Genomic DNA, 21,689 nt, shown 5'->3' with positions numbered 1-21,689 from the left:
GAACATATTCGAGTGTTTCCGGAGGCGATCATGACGGCGGCGGTGGACTTGGGGCAACGTCATAGCTCCGGAAAAAATCGCGCCGACCAGCTAGAACAGCTGCGTCGGCAGATGGCGGCGGTGTCGGGCAAGGTGGGCGCGGGCCGGCGGGGGGTCGGACCGTCGGCTACGACCTCTCCGGTGGCCCCGGCCTCCGACGCTGTGCTGCCGGTCCCGTCGCTGCTGGCCGGGGTGTTGCCCGCCGGACTGCCGCGCGGCACGGTGGCGGTGCTCTCGGGGGCCCGCTCGCTGATGCTGAGCATGGTGGCCACGGTGACGGCGGCCGGCGGTAACGCAGCCATCGTCGGTCAGCCGGATCTCGGGCTGCTGGCCGCCTCCGAGATGGGCGCCGACCTGAGCCGGCTCGCGGTGATCCCCGACCCCGGTAACGACCCGGTGGAGGTGGCCGCGGTGCTGATGGACGGCATGGATCTGGTGGTGCTCGGACTGGGCGGCCGATCGGTGCCGCCGGCGCGCACCCGGGTGGTGCTGGCCCGCGCGCGGCACCGGGGCTGCACCCTGCTGGTCTCCGGCGGCACCTGGCAGGGCACGGCGCTGCAGTTGGACGCCCGGGTGAGCGGTTATGAGACGACAGGCTGCGCCTCGGTTCCGGGCTTCGGCCGGATCGGCGCGGTGCGGCTCGAGGTGCGGGCCGCCGGACGCGCGGCCGGGCGAACCAGGGCTGGGTAGCGAGCCTTCTCATGGCCGACTCTCGAGTACTGGCGCTGTGGTGCATGGACTGGCCCGCGGTCGCCGCGGCGGCCGCGGCGGGGCTGCCGGCCACCGCGCCGATTGCGGTCACTCTGGCCAACCGGGTGATCGCCTGTTCGGCGGGCGCCCGTGCGGCGGGGGTCCGACGTGGGCTGCGACGCCGAGAGGCGGCGGCCCGCTGTCCGGCGCTGCATGTGGTGGCCGCCGACACCGATCGCGATGCTCGGCTGTTCGAGCCGGTCCTGGCCGCGGTCGACGAACTGATGCCGGCCGCTGAGGTGTTGCGGCCCGGGCTGCTGGTGGTGTCGGTGCGCGGTGCGGTGCGCGCCTTCGGCTCCGAGGAGCAGGCCGCCGAACGCCTCGTCGATGCAGTGGCCGCGACCGATGTCGAATGCCAGGTCGGGATTGCCGACGGGCTCTCCACCGCGGTGCTCGCCGCACGTGCCGGCGCCGTGGTGCCGCCCGGAACAGGCGCCCGCTTCCTGTCGGCGCTGTCGATCCGGCAGCTGGCCGCCGAGCCCAGCCTGTCCGGTCCCGGGCGTGACGGCCTGGTCGACTTGTTGTGGCGCCTGGGTATTCGGACCATCGGGCAATTCGCGGCGCTGCCCCGTCCGGATGTCACCTCGCGGTTCGGCCCCGACGCGCTCATCGCGCACCGGTTCGCCCGCGCCGAGCCGGAACGCGGGCCGTCCGGGCGGGAGCCCACGCCGGATCTCGAGGCCGTGCTGCACTGCGATCCGCCGCTCGACCGGGTCGACGCCGCGGCCTTCGCCGGGCGCTCGCTGGCCGGTGTACTGCACCGGACGCTGATGGCCGCCGGGGTCGGCTGCACCCGGCTGGCCATTCACGCCGTCACCGACACCGGGGAAGAGCTGACTCGGGTGTGGCGATGTGCCGAGCCGTTGACCGAGGACGCCACCGCGGATCGGGTGCGCTGGCAGCTGGACGGCTGGCTGAACAGCCGCGTCGGCTCCGATCGGCCGACGGGCCCGGTGACGCAGCTGCGGCTGGAGCCGGTGGAGGTGCTCTCGGCGACCGAGGCGCTGCAGTTACCGCTGTGGGGTGGCCTCGGGGAGGAGGACCGGCTGCGTGCCCGCCGCGCCCTGGTGCGGGTGCAGGGCCTGCTCGGCCCCGAAGCGGTGCGGGTGCCGGTGCTCTCCGGCGGCCGCGGCCCCGCCGAGCGCATCACCTTGACCCCCCTGGGGGACGAGCCGGTGCCGCTGGCCGACCCGCGCCAGCCATGGCCCGGCCGACTCCCCGAACCCTCGCCGGCGGTACTGCTCGACGACCCGGTGGAACTGCTTGACGCCGAACGTAATCCGATCCGGGTGACGGGCCGGGGATTCTTCTCCGCCGACCCGGCGTGGCTGGTCGCGCGGGGCCGCGACGACCGGCTGCGCTGGTGGGCCGGTCCCTGGCCGGTCGACGAACGGTGGTGGGACCCGCAGCGGGAGGGGCCGGGGTCCGGGCGCACCGCCCGGGTTCAGGCGCTGCTGGAGGACTCTTCGGGCAGTGCAGCGCCCGGGCAGGCGCTGCTGCTGTGTTACCGGCTGCGGCGGTGGTATCTGGAGGGGGTGTACGAGTGATCCGGTCAATTGCCGCGCGGGGGGAAGGGAACGAACGTGTACTCAGGACGAGAATTCGGCTCCGAAATCGCCCTCAGTACACGTTCGGTGGGAGAGCGCGGGCGAATGCGCTGACCCGCTGCACGAACCGGTCGAAGAACACCGCCGGGTCGACGCCCACCCCGATCAGCGCGTTGGGCTGTGCGGCATCCCAGTCGGGGATCGTGCGCCCGCGCGCATCGCCGGGAGCAAGCTCGACCCGCACCGCAGCCGGGCGAGTCGTCACCAGGGTGGGTTCCAGTGCGACCGCCGCGGCCAGCGGATCGTGCAGATACGCCAGGTAGCCGTGGCCGCGCGCCTCGTGTGCCTCGAAATAGAACCGCAGCGCGTCGTTGAGCATCCGAACCACCGGGCTCATGCGGCGGTTCCAGCTTCGCCTCTCCTTCGTCGAGCCTCGCTGAACCACCGGGCTCATGCGGCGGTTCGGCGCGGACAGCCGCGCCAGGATCGCCGGCGTGATCGCGATGTGCCGGGTCAGATCCAGGCCGCACACGATCGGGAGCCGTTGCGGCGCAACCGTTCCCCATGTCGTGAGCACCTCAGCGGCCGCCTCCGGATCGAATCCGATGTTGAACTCGGCCCAGCCGGACCGCTCGCCGGAGAACGCGCCGCCCATGATCACCAGCCGACGCAGCAGCGTGGGCAGTGCAGGCTCGGCCCGCAGCGCCAATGCCAGGTTGGTCAGCGGTCCGGTGACCAGACCGATCAGCTGTCCCGGATGTTCCCGCGCGGCGGCGACCCAGGCTGCGGCGGCGTCGGATCCGGTGAGTTGTCCGGTGCCGGGCGGCAACTCGGCGTACCCCAGCCCCTGCGGGCCGTGGATGTTCTCCGCGGTGCGGGCCAGTCTGTCGGCGCCCTGCGACACCGGGACGTCGGTCGCCCCGCACAACTCCAACAGGGCCAGGTTGTTGCGGCAGACCTGCTGCACTGCAACGTTTCCGCCGGTCGACGCGATCCCCACAAGTTCGGCATCCGGGCTGGCCAGCAGGTACACCAGCGCGACCGCGTCGTCGACGCCGGTATCGAAGTCGGCGAAGACGGGCAGCGTCACGAGCGCAGGCTCACCAGTACACGCCCGGAACCAACCGCACCGCCCGCTTGACCGGGCGGGGCGCCCGTACCCGGGGGATCGCCCGCGACGGCCGCTTCGGGCGGCGTCGAGTCGGGTGTGCCGCAACGGATGCAACAGCTTCGGTGGTTTCTGGGGGCGCCACGCCGCGAGCCGCGGCCGAGTCCGGATAGCCCAGATAAAGCTGGTGCAGGATCCGGCGGGACAGCCGGGGCGTGAAGTAGTTGCCGGCCTGGCCCAGCGTGCCCGACGGGGTGTCGATCCGGTCCGGCTTCTCGACCAGGCCGCGCACCACCATGGCCGCCGCGTGTTCGGCGCTGATCGCCCCCATCGGCACCAGTTTTCCGGTCGGCGCGATCATCGGGGTGGCCACCAGCGGCATGTGGATGGTGGTGAACGTGATGTGGTCCGACAGGGTTTCGGTCGACACCACGTCGGCGAACGCGTCCAGCGCCGCCTTGGTGGGCACATACGCGCTGTACTTGGGACTGTTCGCCTGTACCCCCACGCTGGAGACATTGACGACATGCCCGAACCGTCGTTCCCGCCAGTGCGGCAGCAAAGCCAGCACCATCCGCACCGCACCGAAGTAGTTGACCGCCATCGTGCGCTCGTAGTCGTGCAGCCGATCGGTGGAGTTCACCACCGAGCGGCGGATCGACCGGCCGGCGTTGTTGACCAGGTAGTCGACGTGGCCGAATCGGCCCAGGATGTCCTTGACCGTGTGCTCCACCGACGCCGAATCGGTGACGTCGCAGCTGAACGCGTGGGCCTGCCCGCCCTCGGCGCGGATCTCGGCCACCAGCTCGTCGAGGGCGCCGGCGCTGCGGGCCAGCGCGAACACCGTGGCGCCGCGCTCGGCCACGGCGATCGCCGAGGCCCGACCGATCCCGCTGGACGCCCCGGTGATGATGACGTGCCGCCCGACCAGGGGCCCGGCCGGATCGTCGCGGCGGGCCCGGTCGGGATCCAGATGCTGCGCCCAATGCCGCCACAGCGCCGGTGCGTAGTCGGTGAACTCGGGCAGCTGGACGCGGCCACCCAGCGCCGCGCGGGTGGCGTCGGCGACGAAGGTCGGTCGCAGGTTCACCAGGTCGAGCACCTCGGCGGGAAGACCCAGCTGGGTGGCCATCATGTTGCGCCACACCCGGGCCCGTCCGCGGACGTTGAGCACCGGGGCCGCCACGGCCCCGGGCAGCGTGGCGCGCAGCGACGGAAGCCCGGCCTCTCGGGCAACGGCCCGGTAGATGTCGGGCAGCCCGATGGAGCGCGGCGCGGTGAGGTGGAAGGTGCGCCCGTCATATCCGTCGGCGTGCATCAACTCGACCAGCGCATCGACGACGTAGTCGACCGGAACGACGTTGGTGCGTCCGGTGTCCGGCACCGCCATCGGGGTGAGCCGGGGCAGTGCTGCCAGCTTGGCCAGCAGCGGAAAGAAGTAGTACGGCCCGTCGACCTTGTCCATCTCGCCGGTGCGGGAATCGCCCACCACCACCGCCGGCCGGTACACCCGGTAGCGCAGTCCCGGCGTCGAGCGCACCAGCTGCTCGGCCTCGAACTTGGTCTGGTGATACGGGGTCGGCAACTGCTGGCCGATGTCGAAGTCGTCTTCGGTGAACTCACCGGCGTAGTCGCCGGCCACCGCGATCGACGACACGTGCGACAAGGTGGCGTCGAGCCGCTTCGCCAGCCCGATCACCGCGCGAGTGCCCTCGACGTTGGCTGCCTGCTGTTCGGCCGCACCGGCGGTGATGTCGTAGATGGCCGCACAGTGCAGCACGTGGTCGATGTCGCCCAGTTCGGTGAGTGCCGAGTCGGTCAATCCCAGATTCTCTTCGGTCAGGTCGCCGACCAGCGGATTCACCCGCTCGCCCCAGGCCTGGCGGTTCGCAGAGGCCAGCGCTTCAAAGCGGCCCAGCGAGGCGCGACGCACCAGCACCCACACCTGCGCGTCGGGACTGTGCTCCAGAATTCGGGCCACCGCTCGCCGCCCAATAAACCCGGTACCGCCGGTAACGACATAACGCATGCGGTCATGGTGGTCGCTCGGGTCGGCTACGTCAATGGTGAGTTGGGTCTCGCCGTCCGATACCCGCCGATATTGATCGCGTAGAAGGCCGGCATCACGACAAAAACCGCCAGCGCGACCATCGGCGACCACACCACGCCGATCACGCCCGCCACCAGATAGGCGACGATCCCGGTTATCGACCGAAACCGTTGGGCGGCGAACACGCGCGGATCCACCTCGTCTGCGACCAGCCGGTCGGGGCACCGGCTGACCTGATCGAACAGCAGCAGCCAACTCGCGCACATGGCCGCCAGAATGCCGGCGTACAGGGCCACGGCGGTACGCGCGTCGTGAGTGTCAGCCCCGTCGATGAACGCGCGGGAGAGCACCGCGGTCGGAAACGGGATGAGCGCCGTGGTGAACAGCAGGGCGATGTTGGCCAGATGGACGCCCTTGTTGACCTGTTTGATCGCGGTGAACGCCTGGTGGTGGTTGAGCCAGATCACCGCGACGTAGCCGAACGACGCGAGGTAACCGAGGTAGGCCGGCCACTGCCGGATCAACCCCTCCAGCAGCTGCCCGGGGGCGTGCTCGGGTGCTTTGAGGTCGAGCACCAACAGGGTCACCGCGATCGCGAACACACCGTCGCTGAACGCCTCCACGCGTCCGGTGTCGGTCAAGCCGGCCGGAGCATCGGAGCCGTCAGGCGTGCTCATCGGCACCTGAGGTCAGAATGCGCGAATCCCGTCCCAGTCCAACAGTTTCCAGCCGGTGGCCGGGTTGCCGGTGATCACCACCTTGCCGAGGTTGGGCAGTGGATGGTCGATCAACAGCTCATCGCGGGGATTCTTGACGTTCATCAGGGTCCACGTCGCAATCGACGCCCCGTGTGCGAACGCCACCGGGTTGGTGTCGCCGGAGTCGTAGATCTGCTGGACCGCGGCGCCGAACTCGTCGTTGAACTGGTTGCCGTCGATCGAGCCGGGGATGGCCGCGGTCCGGTCACCGTGAAGCCATGCCTGCGGGGCCAGCCAATACGGCGAATTGGCAATCGATCGGGGCTTGTCGCCGAACCAACCGGCGCTGATCTCCCGCAGCCCGGGCAGGATCTGCACCTGACGTCCGAGTTCGCGGGCCAGCGGGGCGGCGGTCTGCTGAGTGCGCACCATCGACGAGGCGTAGACACCGTCATGGTGACCGCGGGAGAGCTGATCTGCGATTTGCTGAGCCTGGACGCGGCCTTTCTCGGTCAGTCCCGGACCGGGCACCGACGTGTCGAGGATTCCGGCGGCGTTGGATTCCGATTCCGCGTGCCGGACCAGCGTCAGGGTGATGTTGCGCGGGTGTGGTGTCCCCGAACAGCCGCTGAGCACCAGGACTGCGGCCAGCGCCGCCGCCAACAGTGCGAACAGGGTGCCGGTGCGGTTCCAGATGCGCTTCCCCATGTTCGACAGCCTGCCGTGTGGATGGCGCTGACGCGACCGGTTCTGCTGAAATGGTGGAGGCCAATTCGTCCGAGGTGAAGGAGAATCCGTGGCACTGGACCCGACGGCCATTGGCGCGACTGCCGACCCGATGCCGTTTGCATGGACCGATCGCGACACCATGCTCTATGCGCTCGGGGTTGGCGCCGGAACAGCCGATCTGGCATTCACCACCGAGAACAGCCATGACACCCCGCAGCAGGTGTTGCCCACCTACGCCGTCATCTGCTGCATGGGCTTTGCGGCCGTCGGCAAGATCGGCACGTTCAACCCGGCGCTGCTGCTGCACGGCTCCCAAGAGGTACGACTGTTCGCGCCGCTGCCGCCCGCCGGAAGCCTGCAGGTGGTGGCCGAGGTAGCCGACATTCAGGACAAGGGCGAGGGCAAGAACGCCGTCGTGATGCTGCGGGCGCGCGGCACCGATTCGAAGACTTCCGAGCTGGTCGTCGAGACGCTGACCACCCTGGTCATCCGCAAGGCCGGCGGCTTCGGCGGGGAACCCGGGCAACGGGCGGTCGCTCCGCAGATCCCCGACACCGAACCCGATTCCCGCGTCGCGTATGGGACCCGAGAGGACCAGGCGCTGCTCTACCGGCTCTCAGGCGACCGCAACCCGCTGCACAGTGATCCGTGGTTCGCCACCACGCTGGCCGGTTTCCCCAAGCCGATCCTGCACGGGCTGTGCACCTACGGTTTCGCCGGTCGTGCGCTGGTCGCCGAGCTCGGTGGCGGCGACGCCAGCAGGGTCAGCGCCATCTCGGCACGATTCACCGACCCGGTGTTCCCGGGGGAGACGCTGACCACCTCGATTTGGCGGACCGAGCCGGGCAAGGCGGTGTTCCGCACCGAGGCGGCCGGTCCCGACGGCACCAACCCGCGGGTGGTGCTCGACGACGGCGCGGTGGAATACCAGGACTGAGGTTGCGGATCAGCCGGCGGCCAGGCGCTGGGCCAACTGCGCGGTGAACTCGGCCGCTTGCGCCGGACTCTCCAGCGCGTAACGGGCGGCGGTGGCGCGATCTCCGTCATCGTTGTGCCGCACCATAATTGCCGCACCCGACAGTTCGGTGACCGCGTCGAACGCGTCCTCGTCGGTGATGTCGTCGCCGAGAAACAGTGGTGTGGCCACCCCGGGCATCCGATCCAGCAGCCAGTGCAGCGTACGGCCCTTGTCCCAGTCGATCTCGGGGCGCAGCTCGATCACCTCACGTCCGGTCGTGACCCGCAGCCCGCGGCGCCGGCCGGTCTCGCGCACCGCCGCCAGCACCTCGCCGACCCGATCCCGGGCGACATTGCGGTAGTGCACCGCGACCGCGAAGCGCTTGTGTTCCACCATGATTCCCGGGATCGCACCGAGTCGCTCGGTGAGGGAACCGGCCGCGGCGGCCAGTACCAGCACCGCATCGACGGCGGCCTCGTTCTGGTGGTGGGCGCCGTCCGGCCCGATCAGCTCGAAGCCGTGGCTGCCCGCATACCAGATCCCGTCCAGCCCCACCCGGGTCCGCACGTCGGCCAGATCCCGACCGGACAGCACCGCGACCGGGCACTGGGCGGCCAACGCGGCCAACGCCTCCACCGCGCCGGCCACCGGCCGGGCCGCATCGGGGTCGTCGACGATGTCCGAGAGGGTCCCGTCGAAATCGAAGAACACCGCCGGGTGATCGAGGTCGCGCAGCTCCCCGGCGTTCAAGGCCGTCATCGCGTCCGGCAACGCCGACATCGGCCGATCGCCGGTACGCACCTGCACCGCGCTCGGGTCCGCCACCACTGCGTCACCGCCGTCGCATCCCACACCGATCACCAGGGCGAATCCGGCACTGCGAGCGGCGATTACCCCCGCTTCGGAGTCGGTGAGCACCGCGCAGCGGCCCGGCCGCACCGCCAACCCGGCGGCGGCAGCCAGCAGTTCGGCACTCGAACCGTCGGAGTCATCGGGGGCCACCGCGGCCACCCGCACGCCAGCCCGTCGCAGCCGCTCGGTCAACGGCGCCGTGTCGGCACCCCCGCCGAGCCGCAACAGCACCGCGTCATGCCGGCGCGGGTCGATCGTGACCGACATGCCAACCATGTCCACCACGGTGCCACAGCCGTACTCCGATTAGCGTGGTAGGGGTCTAGAGAGTTCCCCGAACACAAGGAGAGCCCCGATGTCGTCCACTCCCGGAATCCTGGTCGGTGTCGACGGATCGCCGTCGTCGGTAGCGGCAGTCGACTGGGCGGCGCGTGACGCCGCGCTGCACAACCTGCCGCTCATCCTGGTCCACGTGCTGGCTTCCCCGGTGGTGATGACGTTCCCCGAGACACCGATGCCGCCCGGCTACACCGAGTGGCAGCGTGACCAGGGCGAACGCTACCTGCGTGAGGCCGTCGAGATCGCCGAGGCGGCCGGCGCGGCGCAGGTCACCGCCGAGACCGTCGTGGGCTCCACGGTGCCGATGCTGGTGGACATGAGTCGCGAAGCGGTCCGCCTGGTGGTCGGGTCGCGCGGGCATGGGCGGATGCGCCGGCTGTTGCTCGGCTCGGTCAGCTCGTCGTTGGTGCGACATGCGCACTGCCCGGTCGTGGTCATCCACGAAGACCATCTGCGCCCCGACACCGCACCGGTGGTCGTCGGTATCGACGGCTCTCCGGTGTCGGAGGCCGCAACCGCGCTGGCGTTCGAAGAGGCCTCGTTGCGTGGGGTGGAACTGATCGCGGTGTATGCCTGGCACGACACCGGACTGCTGGACTTCCCCGGCATCGACACCGCGGCGATGGCATCCGAAGGTGAACTGGCCCTGGCCGAACGACTGGCGGGCTGGCGCGAGCGCTACCCCGACGTCACGGTGCGCCGCGTGGTGGTCGATGACCGACCGGCCGACCAGCTCGTCGACCAATCCCAGGAGGCTCAGCTGGTGGTGGTGGGCAGCCACGGCCGCGGCGGCTTCACCGGCATGCTGCTCGGCTCGGTCAGCCAGGCAGTGGTGCAGTCGGCTCACGCCCCGGTTGTGGTCGTCCGCCCGCCGTCGTAGCGGGCCGGCGTCAGCTGACCGACACCGGCTCGTTCGACCGGGCCACGGCCTGCTGCGCCACGGGGCTCGGCCGCAACGGCACCCGCTGCGGCCACCAGAACCAACGGCCCAGCAACGCAGCGATCGACGGCGTCATGAACGAGCGGATCACCAGGGTGTCGATGAGCAGACCCAGGCCGATGGTGGAACCCACCTGGCCGATCACGCGCAGGTCGGAGACCAGCATCGACATCATGGTGAACGCGAACACCAGGCCCGCCGAGGTGACCACGGAGCCACTGCCGCCCATGGCGCGGATGATGCCGGTCTTGAGTCCGCCGTGCAGCTCTTCCTTCATCCGGGAGACCAGCAGCAGGTTGTAGTCCGAGCCGACGGCCAACAGGATGATCACCGACATCGCCAGCACCATCCAGTGCAGGTCCAGGCCAATGATGTGCTGCCAGATCAGCACCGAGATACCGAACGATGTGCCCAGCGAGAGCAGCACCGTGCCGACGATCACCGCCGAGGCCACCACGGCCCGGGTGATCAGCAACATGATGATGAAGATCAGGCACAGCGAGGCGATACCGGCGATGATCAGGTCGTAGGCCGACCCGTCCTTCATGTCCTTGAACATGGCCGCGGTGCCGCCGAGATAGACCTTGGAGCCCTCCAGCGGGGTGCCCTTGAGCGCCTCGTGCACGGCGTGCTTGATCGGTGCGATGTGGCTGACGCCCTCCGGGGACATCGGGTCGCCCTCATGGCTGATGATGAACCGCACCGCGTGACCGTCGGGGGACAGGAACATCTTCATGCCGCGCTTGAAGTCGGGGTTGTCGAACGCCTCGGGCGGCAGGTAGAACGAGTCGTCGTTCTTGGACTCGTCGAACGCCTTGCCCATGGCGTTCTGGCCTTCCATCATCTTCTCCATCTGAAGCTGCAGGCCCTCCATGGTGGACTGCATCTTCAGCTGGGTGGTGCGCATGTTTTCCATCGTCTCGATCATCGGCGGCATGATCTCGAGCATCCGCGGGATCAGCCGATCGAGGTTGTCGATGTCGGGCAGCACCCTTTCGAAATCCTCGGTCATCTGGTCAAGGCCGTCCATCACGTCGAAGATGGACCGGATCGACCAGCAGATCGGGATGTCGAAGCAGTGCGGCTCCCAGTAGAAGTAGCTGCGCATCGGACGCCACATGTCGTCGAAGTCCGCGATCGAGTCGCGCATCCGCTGGATGTCGTCGAGCATGTGGTGCATCTTGAGGTCCATGCTGTGGGTCGTCTCGGACATCGCGCGGGTGACCTCGAGCATGTCCTTCATGCTCTGGACCGAGACCGCCATGTCGTCGCCCATCTTGAGCATGTTCTTCATGCTGTCGAGCTGGTACTTCATGTTCAGCTGCTGGGTGGTGCCCTGCATGCTGATCGCGAACGGGATCGTGGTGTGTTCGATCGGCGTGCCCAGCGGCCGGGTGATGGTCTGCACTCGCCCGATGCCAGGCACCTCGAACACTCGCTTGGCGATCCGGTTGATCACCAGGAAGTCGGCCGGGTTGCGCAGGTCGTGGTCGGTCTCGATCATCAGCAGTTCCGGACTCATCCGGGCCTGGGAGAAGTGTCGGTCGGCGGCGGCGTAGCCGATGTTGGCCGGCACGTAGTCCGGCAGGTACTGCCGGTCGTTGTAGTTGGTCTTGTACCCCGGCAGCGTGAGCAGGCCGATCAGGCAGACCGCCGTGGTGGCCACCAGCACCGGTCCCGGCCAGCGCACGATCATCGCGCCGATCCGCCGCCAAGTGCGGATTCGCATGGCCCGCTTGGGCTCGAGCATGCCGAAGCGGCTGGCCACCGCCACGACCGCCGAGCCGAAGGTGAGGGCGGCCAGCACGATGACCAACATGCCGATCGCCAGCGGAACGCCCAGCGACTGGAAGTAGGGCAGTCGGGTGAAGTGCAGACAGAAGGTCGCGCCGGCGATGGTCAGACCCGAGCCCAAGATCACATGCGCGGTGCCGTGATACATGGTGTGGAAGGCCGACTCTTTGTCCTCGCCGAGCGCTCGGGCCTCTTGATAGCGGCCCAGCAGGAAGATCGCGTAGTCCGTCGAGGCGGCGATGGCCAGCGTCACCAGCAGGTTCACCGCGAACGTCGACAGGCCGATGATGTTGTAGTAGGCCAACACGGCCACCACGCCGCGGGCAGCGCTCAGCTCGAAGACCACCATGCCCAGCACCAACAGCACCGTGCCGATGGACCGGTAGATGGACAGCAGCATCGTGATGATCACCACGAACGTCAGCGCGGTGATGATCTTCAGGCTTTTGTCGCCGGCGATGTGCTGATCGGCGTTGAGGGCGGCCCCGCCGGTGACATAGGCGTGCACGCCCTCGGGCGCCGGGGTGTCGGCGATGATCTGCTGGACGGCCTCGACCGATTCGTTGGCCAGGGTCTCGCCCATGTTGCCGGCCAGATACACCTGGACGTAGGCGGCCTTGCCATCCGGGCTCTGGGACCCCGCCGCGGTCAGCGGGTCACTCCAGAAGTCCTGGATGTGCTCGACGTGGGTGTGGTCGGCCTCCATCTTGGTGACCAACTGGTCGTAATACTTGTGCGCGTCGTCGCCGAGCGGCTGGTCGCCTTCGAGGACCACCATCGCCGAGCTGTCCGATTTGAACTCGTCGAACACCTTGCCGATGCGCATCATCGCGATCATCGACGGAGCGTCGCGGGGTGCCATCGACACCGCGCGCATCTTCCCGACCTCGTCGAGCTGCGGCACAACGACATTCACCAGTACGGTGATCGCCAACCAGGCCAGGATGATGGGTACTGCGAGCCGGCGGATCCACGCCGGGATCCCGCCGCGCTTGGGCGGCTGCGCGGCCGGCAGCGTTTCGGTCGGGGCTTCGGCGTTGGGGTCGCTGGTGTGCTTGCTCATGCGGATTTCACAATGCAGAAGGTCTGGGCGCTCACGGGGCCGGTGGCGATTCTTTCTTCTTTGATGACGCCGTCGATGGTGACGCGGCAACCGATGGTGGCGCCGTCACCTTGGGCGACGATGTTGGGGCTCACCGCGGGGTTGGTGGTCGACAGGGTCAGCGACCACGGCAGGCTGGCGCCGTCGATCCGCTGTGGGGTGGCATCGAGGTCCAGGTAGTTGATGTCGGCGTAGGTGCCGTCCGGGCTGAAGATGTCGTAGACCACGACCTTGGGGTGAAACGGCTTGGTGTCCTCGAACGGGACGGTCCCATTGCCGCTGTCGTCGGCTCCGAAATAGCCGCGGACTCGCTGCACAGTGAACCCCCCCACCGCGACGACTATGACGATGAGTAGGGGTAACCACGCGCGTCTGAGAGCGCCGAACATGAAAGCAGTGGCCCTTTCGCATCGTGCCGGAACTGACACAGATTAGTGCATCAAAGTTCTTTTTCACACCCATCCCAGGGCGTTTAGAACGTATGTTCGATATCTTGGAAGATGTGAGTTGGGGCAGCGGGCCGTCTAGCTGGGCGGAAATAGAACGTGTTCTAGATGGTAAGCCTCGTCACACCGGTAATTCGGCCGGTGTGTCGACCGATCACGGCTCGCCGTCTCCGCAGGTCGAGCCGCTGCGGCCGACTGGGCGAACAGTGTCTTTTCCGCCCTATGCCGAGTTACACGCGCACTCGGCGTACAGCTTTCTGGACGGGGCCAGCAACCCGCAGGAGTTGGTCGCCGAGGCTGCCCGGCTGGGCCTGCGGGCGATCGCGCTGACCGATCACGACGGTTTATACGGGGTGGTGCGGTTCGCCGAGGCGGCGGCCGAGCTGGATATGGCCACCGTCTTCGGCGCCGAGTTGTCGCTGGGGAGGGTGGCGCGCACCGACGACCCGGACCCGCCCGGCCCGCACCTGCTGGTGCTGGCCCGCGGCCCGGAGGGCTACCGGCGGTTGTCGCGGCAGATCGCCGCCGCGCACCTGGCCGGCGAGAAGGGCAGGCCGCGTTTCGATCTGGATGCGCTGACCGAGGCGGCGGGCGGGCACTGGCACATCTTGACCGGCTGTCGTAAGGGCCACGTCCGCCAGGCGCTGGCCACCGGTGGCCCGGATGCGGCCGCCGCCGCGCTGGCCGACCTGGTGGACCGGTTCGGGGCCGGGCGAGTCAGCGTGGAGCTGACCCGGCACTTCGATCCGTGCGACGACGAACGCAATGCGGTGCTGGCCGGCCTGGCGCCCCGGTTCGGGGTGGGGCTGGTGGCCACCACCGGCGCGCATTTCGCCCGGCCGGATCGCGGCCGGCTGGCGATGGCGCTGGGTGCGGTGCGCGCCCGCCAGTCGCTGGACGTCGCCGCCGGCCGGCTGGCTCCGCTGGGCGGCTCGCATCTGCGCTCGGGCGCAGAGATGGCCCGGTTGTTCGCGGCGCATCCGGCGGCCGTGCCGGCGGCAGCCGAACTCGGCGAACAGTGCGCCTTTCCGCTGACGCTGATCGCCCCGCGGCTGCCGCCGTTTGCCGTCCCGGACGGTCACACCGAGGACAGCTGGCTGCGGCGGCTGACCCTGGACGGCGCGGTGGGGCGCTACGGCCCGCCCGACCGCATGCCCGCCGCGTACGCCCAGATCGAACGCGAGCTGGAAGTCATTGCCCAACTGGGTTTTCCCGGATATTTCCTGGTGGTGCACGACATCACCCAGTTCTGTCGGCGCAGCGACATCTTGTGCCAGGGCCGGGGGTCGGCGGCCAACTCCGCGGTCTGTTACGCCCTCGGGATCACCGCGGTGGACCCGGTGGCCAACGGATTGCTGTTCGAGCGCTTTCTGTCGCCGGCCCGCGATGGCCCGCCCGACATCGATATCGACATCGAGTCGGATGAGCGCGAAAAGGTGATCCAGTACGTCTACGACACATATGGCCGAGACCACGCCGCCCAGGTGGCCAACGTCATCACCTACCGGGGCCGCAGTGCGGTGCGGGACATGGCCCGCGCGCTGGGTTACTCGCCGGGACAACAGGACGCCTGGAGCAAGCAGCTGAGCCGATGGGGCCGGCCCGGCCGGGAGGACTCCGATCTTCACGGCATTCCCGAACAGGTGATCGAGCTGGCCGACCAGGTCGCCGACCTGCCCCGGCACCTGGGCATCCACTCCGGCGGCATGGTGATCTGTGACCGCCCGATCGCCGACGTGTGCCCGGTGGAATGGGCCCGAATGCCCGGACGAAGCGTGCTGCAGTGGGACAAGGATGACTGCGCGGCAATCGGTTTGGTGAAATTCGACCTGCTGGGCCTGGGGATGCTCTCGGCATTGCACTACGCGATCGACCTGGTGGCGCAGCATTGCGGCGTCGAAGTGGATCTGGCCGCGATCGATCTGTCCGAGCCGGCGGTGTACGAGATGCTGGCGCGTGCCGACACGGTCGGGGTGTTCCAGGTGGAGTCGCGCGCGCAGATGGCCACCCTGCCGAGGCTGCGCCCACGGGTGTTCTACGACTTGGTGGTGGAGGTGGCGCTGATCCGCCCCGGGCCGATCCAGGGCGGATCGGTGCATCCTTATATCCGCCGTCGCAACGGTATCGACCCGGTGACCTATGAGCACCCGTGCATGGCGCGGGCGTTGGAGAAAACCCTGGGAATTCCGCTGTTTCAGGAACAGCTGATGACGCTGGCGGTGGACTGCGCCGGATTCACGGCGGGCGAAGCCGACCAGCTGCGCCGCGCGATGGGCTCCAAACGATCACCGGAGCGGATGCGCCGGTTGCGCGACCGGTTCTACTCCGGCATGGCCGAGTGCCATGGCATCGCCGGCGAGGTGGCTGATCGGATCTACGAGAAGCTGGAAGCCTTTGCCAACTACGGATTTCCGGAGAGTCACGCGATGAGCTTCGCGTCGCTGGTGTTCTACTCGGCCTGGTTCAAGCTGCACTACCCGGCGGCGTTCTGCGCCGCGCTGCTCCGGGCCCAGCCGATGGGCTTCTATTCGCCGCAGTCGCTGGTCGCCGACGCCCGCCGGCACGGGGTCGTGGTGCACCGCCCGGATGTCAACGCCAGCCTGGCGCACGCCACACTGGCCGAAGCCGGCACGCAGGTCCGGCTCGGGCTGGGTGCTGTCCGTGGCATCGGTACCGACCTCGCCGAGCGGCTGGTGGCCGACCGTGAGGTCCACGGTCCATTTGCTTCGATGCTGGATCTGACTGCGCGGGTGCAGCTTTCAGTGCCCCAGGCTGAGGCGCTGGCAACCGCAGGCGCATTCGCTGGTTTCGGGGTGTCGCGCCGGGAGGCGCTGTGGACGGCCGGGGCTGCAGCGGGGCAGCGGCCGGACCGGCTGCCCGGGGTGGGGGTTGCGAGGCATACCCCGGCCCTGCCCGGGATGAGTGAGATCGAGTTGTCGGCCGCCGACGTGTGGGCCACCGGGGTCTCCTGCGACAGCTTCCCGACCCAGTTCCTGCGTGCCGATCTCGATGCGCTCGGGGTGATTCCGGCGGTGCGGCTGACCGCGGTTCCCGACGGCACCCGGGTGCTGGTGGCCGGGGCGGTGACGCATCGGCAACGGCCGGCGACCGCGCGCGGGGTCACGTTCGTCAACCTCGAGGACGAGACCGGGATGGTCAACGTGCTGTGCACGCCGGGGGTGTGGAAGCGGCATCGACGGCTGGCGCAGACCGCGACGGCACTACTGATCCGCGGGCGGGTGCAGAACGCCAGCGGGGCGGTCACCGTGCTGGCCGATCGGCTGGGCTCTCTTGAGTTGACTGTGAGTTCGCGCTCTCGGGATTTCCGGTAGTGCCCGGCGGTCAGCGAGGTTCGACGCAGGAGAGCCGAAGCTGGACCGCCGCAGCAAGCCCGGCGGTAACCTCCAGCCATGAACCTCAACTTGTCCGCCGACGAAGTCCTGACCACCACCCGATCGGTCCGCAAACGCCTCGACCTCGACAAGCCGGTTCCCCGCGAGGTGCTGATGGAGTGTCTTGAGATCGCCTTGCAGGCGCCCACCGGATCCAACGCTCAGGGCTGGCAGTGGATGTTCGTCACCGACCCCGTCAAGAAGCAGGCGCTCGCCGACATCTACCGCGCGAACGCCATGCCGTATCTGAACCGGATGAAGCCCGACTACGGCGACGGCGACGTGCGCAGCGAACGGATGGAGTTCGTCAGCGGCTCAGCCCGATACCTGGCCGAGAACCTGCAGGACGTGCCGGTGCTGATGATCCCGTGCTTGGAAGGCAAGCCGGAGACCGGCTCGCTGGGGTTCGGCGCGTCGTTCTGGGCGTCACTGTTCCCGGCTGCGTGGAGCTACTGCCTGGCGCTGCGCAACCGCGGGCTGGGTTCCTGCTGGACGACGCTGCACCTGCTGGGCGACGGCGAGCAGCAGGCCGCCGAGGTGCTCGGCATCCCGTACGACGAGTACAGCCAGGGCGGGCTGTTTCCGATCGCCTACACCAAGGGCACCGATTTCAAGCCGGCCAAGCGGCTGCCGGCCGAGCAGGTCGCGCACTTCGACACTTGGTGATCGCGAGCGGGCGCGGGTGATCGCGAGCGCGGCGGATCACACCCCGTCGGCGAACCCGTGCTGACGCCACGCCTCGTATGCCGCGACGGCGGCGGCGTTCGACAGGTTCAGTGACCGCCGCCCGGCCAGCATCGGGATGCGCACTCGGGCGGTGATGTGCGGGTCGGCCAGCGTCGCCTCGTCCAGGCCAGTGGGTTCGGGACCGAACATCAGCACGTCACCGGGCTGATAGCTCACGTCGGTGAACGGGGTGTGGGCGCCGGCGGTGAATGCGAACACCCGGGCTCCACTCACTACGCCCAGCGCTTCCCATGCCGCGGGCAGTGACGAGTGCACCCGCACGCAGGCCAGGTCGTGATAGTCCAAGCCGGCCCGCCGCAGCTTGGGTTCGGACAGGTCGAAACCCAGGGGCTCCACCAGATGAAGCTCCGCGCCGGTCGCTGCCACCATCCGAATCGCGTTGCCGGTGTTGGGCGGGATGCGGGGCGAATAGAACATCACTTTGAACACAGGCAGCATCCTTGTATGACGGCAGGCCGAGAAGCGACCGGCACCCGGTCGCCGCGTATCAGGCAGGGTATGCCTGGCGAAGTCATCTAGACACCCAAGCGCGGAATGCCGGGTCGGTACGGGGCGCCGGCGTACCTGCAGGGGTACTCCAGAGGGATGTTCAACACCGCCAGGACCGTCTTATGGGGTCGATCATGGCGGGTCGGTCTGTTTGCTCGACCGAAGTACGCCAAGACACGCGAAGGTCTCGGAAAGTGTTCTGTTCAGTAAAAATTCTGGTCAGGCCTGCGGCCGACTGGCATACTCGTCGAATTGCTATGCCGTGAAACACACCGCAACCCGCTGTGCGGGTGCGATGTACCGGAGAGAGTCCGATGAATGAGGCGCAGACGGTGAATTTCAGCCGAGCGGTCGGCGAATCGGCCGCCGACCGGTGACGCTCTTTGACCACCCGGAAGAGGTGGACCAGGTCTTTGAGGAGTCAACCGAACCAGCCGAAGACGGCCCCAAGCCGGAATCCGCAACGGTCAAACGTCCGTCGCGATGGTCGGTGCGCAACTGGCCGGTGCGGTGGAAGGTGCTGGCGATCGCGTTGCTGCCACTGGCGCTGGCCGGGCTGTTCGGCGGGCTGCGTGTCTCCAATGCGCTCACCGAGGCCAACCGGCTTCGGCTGGTCGCCGACCGCGCCGAGATGATCCCGGCGATCACCAATTACATGTCGGCGTTGGGCGACGCGCTGGTGGCCGCTTCCTCTGACGGCGACGCCGAAGGTGCCCGGAAGAACTTCGAGAACCGTAAGTACGAGCTGCAGTCTCGGCTGTCACACACCGACGTGGCGACCGATGTGCGGTCCGGGGTGGAGTCGCTGATCGAACGCGGCCAGGGGTTGCTGAGTGCGGTCTCGACCACCGGTGTCGGCCTCCGCGACGAGGTGACCGGCTACGCGCCGATCCTGCTGACCGCCGAGGACGCCATCAACGGGTCGGTGCGTGTGGACAGCGAGCGGATCCGGGCGCAGACCGAGGGCCTGAGTCGTGCCGTCGGCGCGCGGGGCCAGATGATGATGCAGGAACTGCTGGTGAATCGGGGTGGCGAACTTCCCGATCCGGAGCTGCGCAGCTCGATGATGACCTTGGCCGGTACCGAGCCGTCGACGCTGTTCGGGATGAGCGAGGTGCTCGGGGTGGACTCCCCGGACGCCAAATCGCTGCAACAGCAGCTGGTGACCCGGATGTCGATCATGTCCGACCCGGAGCAGGTGCTGCCCAACAACCCGGTACTGCGCGACTCCATCCGTACCACCGACCAGATCGCCGCCCACCTCATCAGCGAGAACACCGGGGCAGTCACTGCGGCGGTAGAAGACCGGGCCGCGGACCGGCGCGCTGCCGCCCTTCGCGACATCGTGTTGGTGCTGGCCGCGATCGCCGCCACGCTGCTTGCGGTGTGGTTGGTGGCGCGCTCGCTGGTGCGCCCGCTGCGGACCCTGCGCGACAGCGCCTTGCAGGTCGCCCACGTCGACCTCGAACAGGAGATCGCCCGGTTGCGTGCCGGCGTGCCCGGTTCAGACCGCGACCCTGAGCCGCTGCCGGTGTACACCACCGAGGAGGTCGGGCAGGTCGCCCACGCCGTCGACGAGCTGCACGCCCAGGCGCTGCTGCTCGCCGGCGATGAGGCACGGCTTCGGCGCCTGGTCAACGAGATGTTCGAGACGATGTCGCGGCGCAACCGGTCCCTGGTCGATCAGCAGTTGGCGCTCATCGACCGACTGGAGCGCAACGAGGACGACCCGGATCGACTCGAGAGCCTGTTCCGGCTGGACCACCTGGCCGCCCGGATGCGGCGCAACGGCGCGAACCTGCTGGTGCTGGCCGGTGCGCGGGTGCCGCATGAGCGGGGCCGACCGGTTCCGCTGGCGACCCTGATCAGCGCGGCCGCCTCGGAAGTGGAGGGCTACGACCGGGTGCAGACCGTGCTGGTGCCCGACACCACCGTGATCGGCGCCGCCGCCGCGGACTGCATACACCTGCTCGCGGAACTGATCGACAACGCGCTGCGCTATTCGGCGCCGACGGAGCCGGTGCGGGTGGTCGCCGGTTTCGAGAACGACGGTGGGGTAGTGGTCGAGGTCGTCGACGTCGGGTTGGGGATGACCGACACCGACCTGCGGATGGCCAACATGCGTCTTGCGGCCGGCGGCGAGTTCAGTCCGGAGAACGCCCGACACATGGGTCTGTTCGTGATCTCTCGACTGGCGGCTCGCCACGAGATCGAGGTCCGGCTGTTCCCGGCCTCGCAGGGATCTCGGGGTATCACCGCCGAGGTGTATCTGCCGCCGCACCTGCTGACCGTCAGGCCCTTCGAGCAGTCGGCGCCGGCACTCGCGCCGCCCGCCCAGCCTTACTTCGCCCCCGCCGAGCAGTCGCAGCCCGCACCGCAGCGGTATGAAGCCGAACCGTACGAACCCGAACCATACGAATACGAGCCCGAGCCCTACCAGTCGTATCCGCCCTACGAGGATGCCGAGCCTGCCGAGCCCGGTCCCGTCGTCTCGCTGCTGCCGCGACGTACCCCCGGATCCAGCGGCATCACCGGCGTGCCCTCTGAACAACCGGCGCAACCGGCGCAGCCGCCGACCGCCCCCGAGCGAGTGCGCCGCGAGCTGCCGCAACCGTGGTGGGAAGCCGAGGAGCAGGCCGCAGGGCAGTCGGAAGCGCCGACCCCGGATCCGCACCGGGCACCCGAACCGGTGGCCGAGAAGTTTGCTCCCGCCGATACGTCGGGGTATTTCGCGGCGCGTGCCCGGGTCGGCACCGCTGCCCCCGAGCCTCAGCCCGAGCCCGAGACCGAGACCGACTCGATCTATCAGCGGATGCTCTCGGAGTCGGTGGGCGTCGACCCCAACGAGCCCAGCCTGCGCGCCGATCTGGACTGGCAGTCGGTCTGGGACCGCGGTTGGTCGGTAGCTGCGGAAGCGGAGAACGTACCGGTGGTCGCCCATACCGAACACGGCTTGCCAGTCCGCGAGCCCGGCGCCCGGCTGGTGCCCGGTTCCGCCGCGGCAGCGGCGCCGGCCGAGGAAGGCCCCGATGCCGCAGCGCACGATCCGGCTGACGCGGAACAGCCGGTAACATCCAACGGCGTACCGCCCCAGCCCGCCGACGAGCCACTGGAACGGGATCCCGCGGCGATCCGCACTTCGATCAGCAGTCACTTCGGCGGAGTGAACGCCGCACGATCGCACGCCCGGGAAAACGGCCTAGACAGCGGCTTCGAAAATAGCCTCGACACCGACCAGGGACAGAACCAGTAATGACTTTCCCAACCGATCCCACCGCGCAGCGTCGTTCCGCCGAAAGCTCGTTGGACTGGCTGGTATCCAATTTCGCCCGCGAGGTGCCCGGGGTGTCGCATGCGGTGCTGGTGTCGGTCGACGGTCTGACCGTGGCGGTCAGCGAGCACCTGCCCACCGAGCGGGCCGATCAGCTGGCGGCGGTGGCGTCCGGATTGGCCAGCCTGGCGACTGGGGCGTCGCAGTTGTTCGAAGGCGGCCGGGTGCTGCAGTCGGTGGTGGAGATGGAGCACGGCTACCTGCTGCTGATGCGGGTCGGAGACGGCTCGCACCTGGCGACGTTGGCGAGCACGTCCGGCGATATCGGCCAGATCGGGTACGAGATGGCGGTTCTGGTGGAACGAGTCGGAGCGGTGGTCTCATCGGCGCGCCGGTCGGCGCCGTCGCGGGGCGGCCACTCGTGAGGTGCCGGTGAAT

General features: G+C 68.7%; 16 protein-coding genes. 8 read left to right on the top strand and 8 right to left on the bottom strand.

What is annotated here, in order from left to right; translation table 11 throughout:
- The first annotated feature begins 30 nt into the window (after positions 1-30).
- Both RCP37_RS16815 and RCP37_RS16810 read left to right on the top strand, forming a co-directional pair.
- Positions 31-729: a DnaE2-dependent mutagenesis accessory factor ImuA' gene (locus RCP37_RS16815; RefSeq protein ID WP_308484150.1), complete on the top strand. Its 699-nt coding sequence runs from the start codon at positions 31-33 to the stop codon at positions 727-729.
- Positions 730-740: 11 nt separating this feature from the next.
- Entirely contained in the window at positions 741-2,336 is a 1,596-nt protein-coding gene (locus tag RCP37_RS16810) for a DNA polymerase Y family protein (RefSeq protein WP_308484149.1), read from the top strand.
- Positions 2,337-2,409: 73 nt separating this feature from the next.
- Here the strand turns inward: RCP37_RS16810 and RCP37_RS16805 are convergent, their stop codons facing one another.
- Genes RCP37_RS16805 through RCP37_RS16790 form a run of 4 tightly spaced genes read right to left on the bottom strand, consistent with a single transcriptional unit; the run spans position 2,410 to position 6,900 of the window.
- Positions 2,410-3,426, bottom strand: a complete 1,017-nt coding sequence (locus RCP37_RS16805; RefSeq protein ID WP_308484148.1) for a nucleoside hydrolase — start codon at positions 3,424-3,426, stop codon at positions 2,410-2,412.
- 10 nt (positions 3,427-3,436) lie between these two features.
- Entirely contained in the window at positions 3,437-5,473 is a 2,037-nt protein-coding gene (locus tag RCP37_RS16800) for an SDR family oxidoreductase (protein ID WP_308484147.1), read from the bottom strand.
- Positions 5,474-5,499: 26 nt separating this feature from the next.
- Entirely contained in the window at positions 5,500-6,171 is a 672-nt protein-coding gene (locus tag RCP37_RS16795; RefSeq protein ID WP_308484146.1) for a TMEM175 family protein, read from the bottom strand.
- Positions 6,172-6,183: 12 nt separating this feature from the next.
- A complete protein-coding gene (locus RCP37_RS16790; protein WP_308484145.1) occupies positions 6,184-6,900 on the bottom strand; it encodes a histidine phosphatase family protein in 717 nt (238 codons plus the stop codon).
- Between the two features lie 88 nt (positions 6,901-6,988).
- Here RCP37_RS16790 and RCP37_RS16785 point away from each other — a divergent pair, with 88 nt between their 5' ends.
- On the top strand, positions 6,989-7,858 hold the full coding sequence (locus RCP37_RS16785; RefSeq protein ID WP_308484144.1) for a MaoC/PaaZ C-terminal domain-containing protein: 870 nt from the start codon (positions 6,989-6,991) through the stop codon (positions 7,856-7,858).
- Positions 7,859-7,867: 9 nt separating this feature from the next.
- Here the strand turns inward: RCP37_RS16785 and otsB are convergent, their stop codons facing one another.
- The gene (gene otsB / locus RCP37_RS16780) at positions 7,868-8,998 is read right to left on the bottom strand and encodes a trehalose-phosphatase (RefSeq protein ID WP_308487126.1); all 1,131 of its coding nucleotides are present in this window, start codon (positions 8,996-8,998) and stop codon (positions 7,868-7,870) included.
- A gap of 88 nt (positions 8,999-9,086) precedes the next feature.
- Here otsB and RCP37_RS16775 point away from each other — a divergent pair, with 88 nt between their 5' ends.
- The gene (locus RCP37_RS16775; RefSeq protein ID WP_308484143.1) at positions 9,087-9,950 is read left to right on the top strand and encodes a universal stress protein; all 864 of its coding nucleotides are present in this window, start codon (positions 9,087-9,089) and stop codon (positions 9,948-9,950) included.
- A 10-nt stretch (positions 9,951-9,960) separates the two neighbouring features.
- Here the strand turns inward: RCP37_RS16775 and RCP37_RS16770 are convergent, their stop codons facing one another.
- Positions 9,961-12,867 carry an MMPL/RND family transporter gene (locus RCP37_RS16770; protein ID WP_308484142.1) on the bottom strand — a complete coding sequence of 969 codons (2,907 nt, stop codon included), beginning with the start codon at positions 12,865-12,867 and terminating at the stop codon, positions 9,961-9,963.
- The gene (locus RCP37_RS16765) at positions 12,864-13,295 is read right to left on the bottom strand and encodes an MmpS family transport accessory protein (protein ID WP_308484141.1); all 432 of its coding nucleotides are present in this window, start codon (positions 13,293-13,295) and stop codon (positions 12,864-12,866) included. The genes RCP37_RS16770 and RCP37_RS16765 overlap by 4 nt, the downstream gene beginning before the upstream one ends.
- A 113-nt stretch (positions 13,296-13,408) precedes the next feature.
- Here RCP37_RS16765 and RCP37_RS16760 point away from each other — a divergent pair, with 113 nt between their 5' ends.
- Both RCP37_RS16760 and RCP37_RS16755 read left to right on the top strand, forming a co-directional pair.
- Positions 13,409-16,684, top strand: a complete 3,276-nt coding sequence (locus tag RCP37_RS16760; RefSeq protein WP_308484140.1) for an error-prone DNA polymerase — start codon at positions 13,409-13,411, stop codon at positions 16,682-16,684.
- A 78-nt stretch (positions 16,685-16,762) separates the two neighbouring features.
- Positions 16,763-17,410 carry a nitroreductase family protein gene (locus tag RCP37_RS16755; RefSeq protein WP_308484139.1) on the top strand — a complete coding sequence of 216 codons (648 nt, stop codon included), beginning with the start codon at positions 16,763-16,765 and terminating at the stop codon, positions 17,408-17,410.
- A 36-nt stretch (positions 17,411-17,446) separates the two neighbouring features.
- On the opposite strand, the gene RCP37_RS16750 is transcribed toward RCP37_RS16755, so the two are convergent.
- Entirely contained in the window at positions 17,447-17,908 is a 462-nt protein-coding gene (locus tag RCP37_RS16750; protein WP_373693198.1) for a tRNA (cytidine(34)-2'-O)-methyltransferase, read from the bottom strand.
- 445 nt (positions 17,909-18,353) lie between these two features.
- Here RCP37_RS16750 and RCP37_RS16745 point away from each other — a divergent pair, with 445 nt between their 5' ends.
- Together RCP37_RS16745 and RCP37_RS16740 are read left to right on the top strand one after the other, a co-directional pair.
- Positions 18,354-21,233: an ATP-binding protein gene (locus tag RCP37_RS16745; RefSeq protein WP_373693045.1), complete on the top strand. Its 2,880-nt coding sequence runs from the start codon at positions 18,354-18,356 to the stop codon at positions 21,231-21,233.
- Positions 21,233-21,676, top strand: a complete 444-nt coding sequence (locus RCP37_RS16740) for a roadblock/LC7 domain-containing protein (RefSeq protein ID WP_308484137.1) — start codon at positions 21,233-21,235, stop codon at positions 21,674-21,676. The genes RCP37_RS16745 and RCP37_RS16740 overlap by 1 nt, the downstream gene beginning before the upstream one ends.
- Positions 21,677-21,689: the final 13 nt, after the last annotated feature.

The organism is Mycolicibacter sp. MU0102 (assembly GCF_963378105.1).
GTDB lineage: Bacteria > Actinomycetota > Actinomycetes > Mycobacteriales > Mycobacteriaceae > Mycobacterium > Mycobacterium holstebronense.
This window is presented reverse-complemented; position numbering and strand designations above follow the sequence as displayed.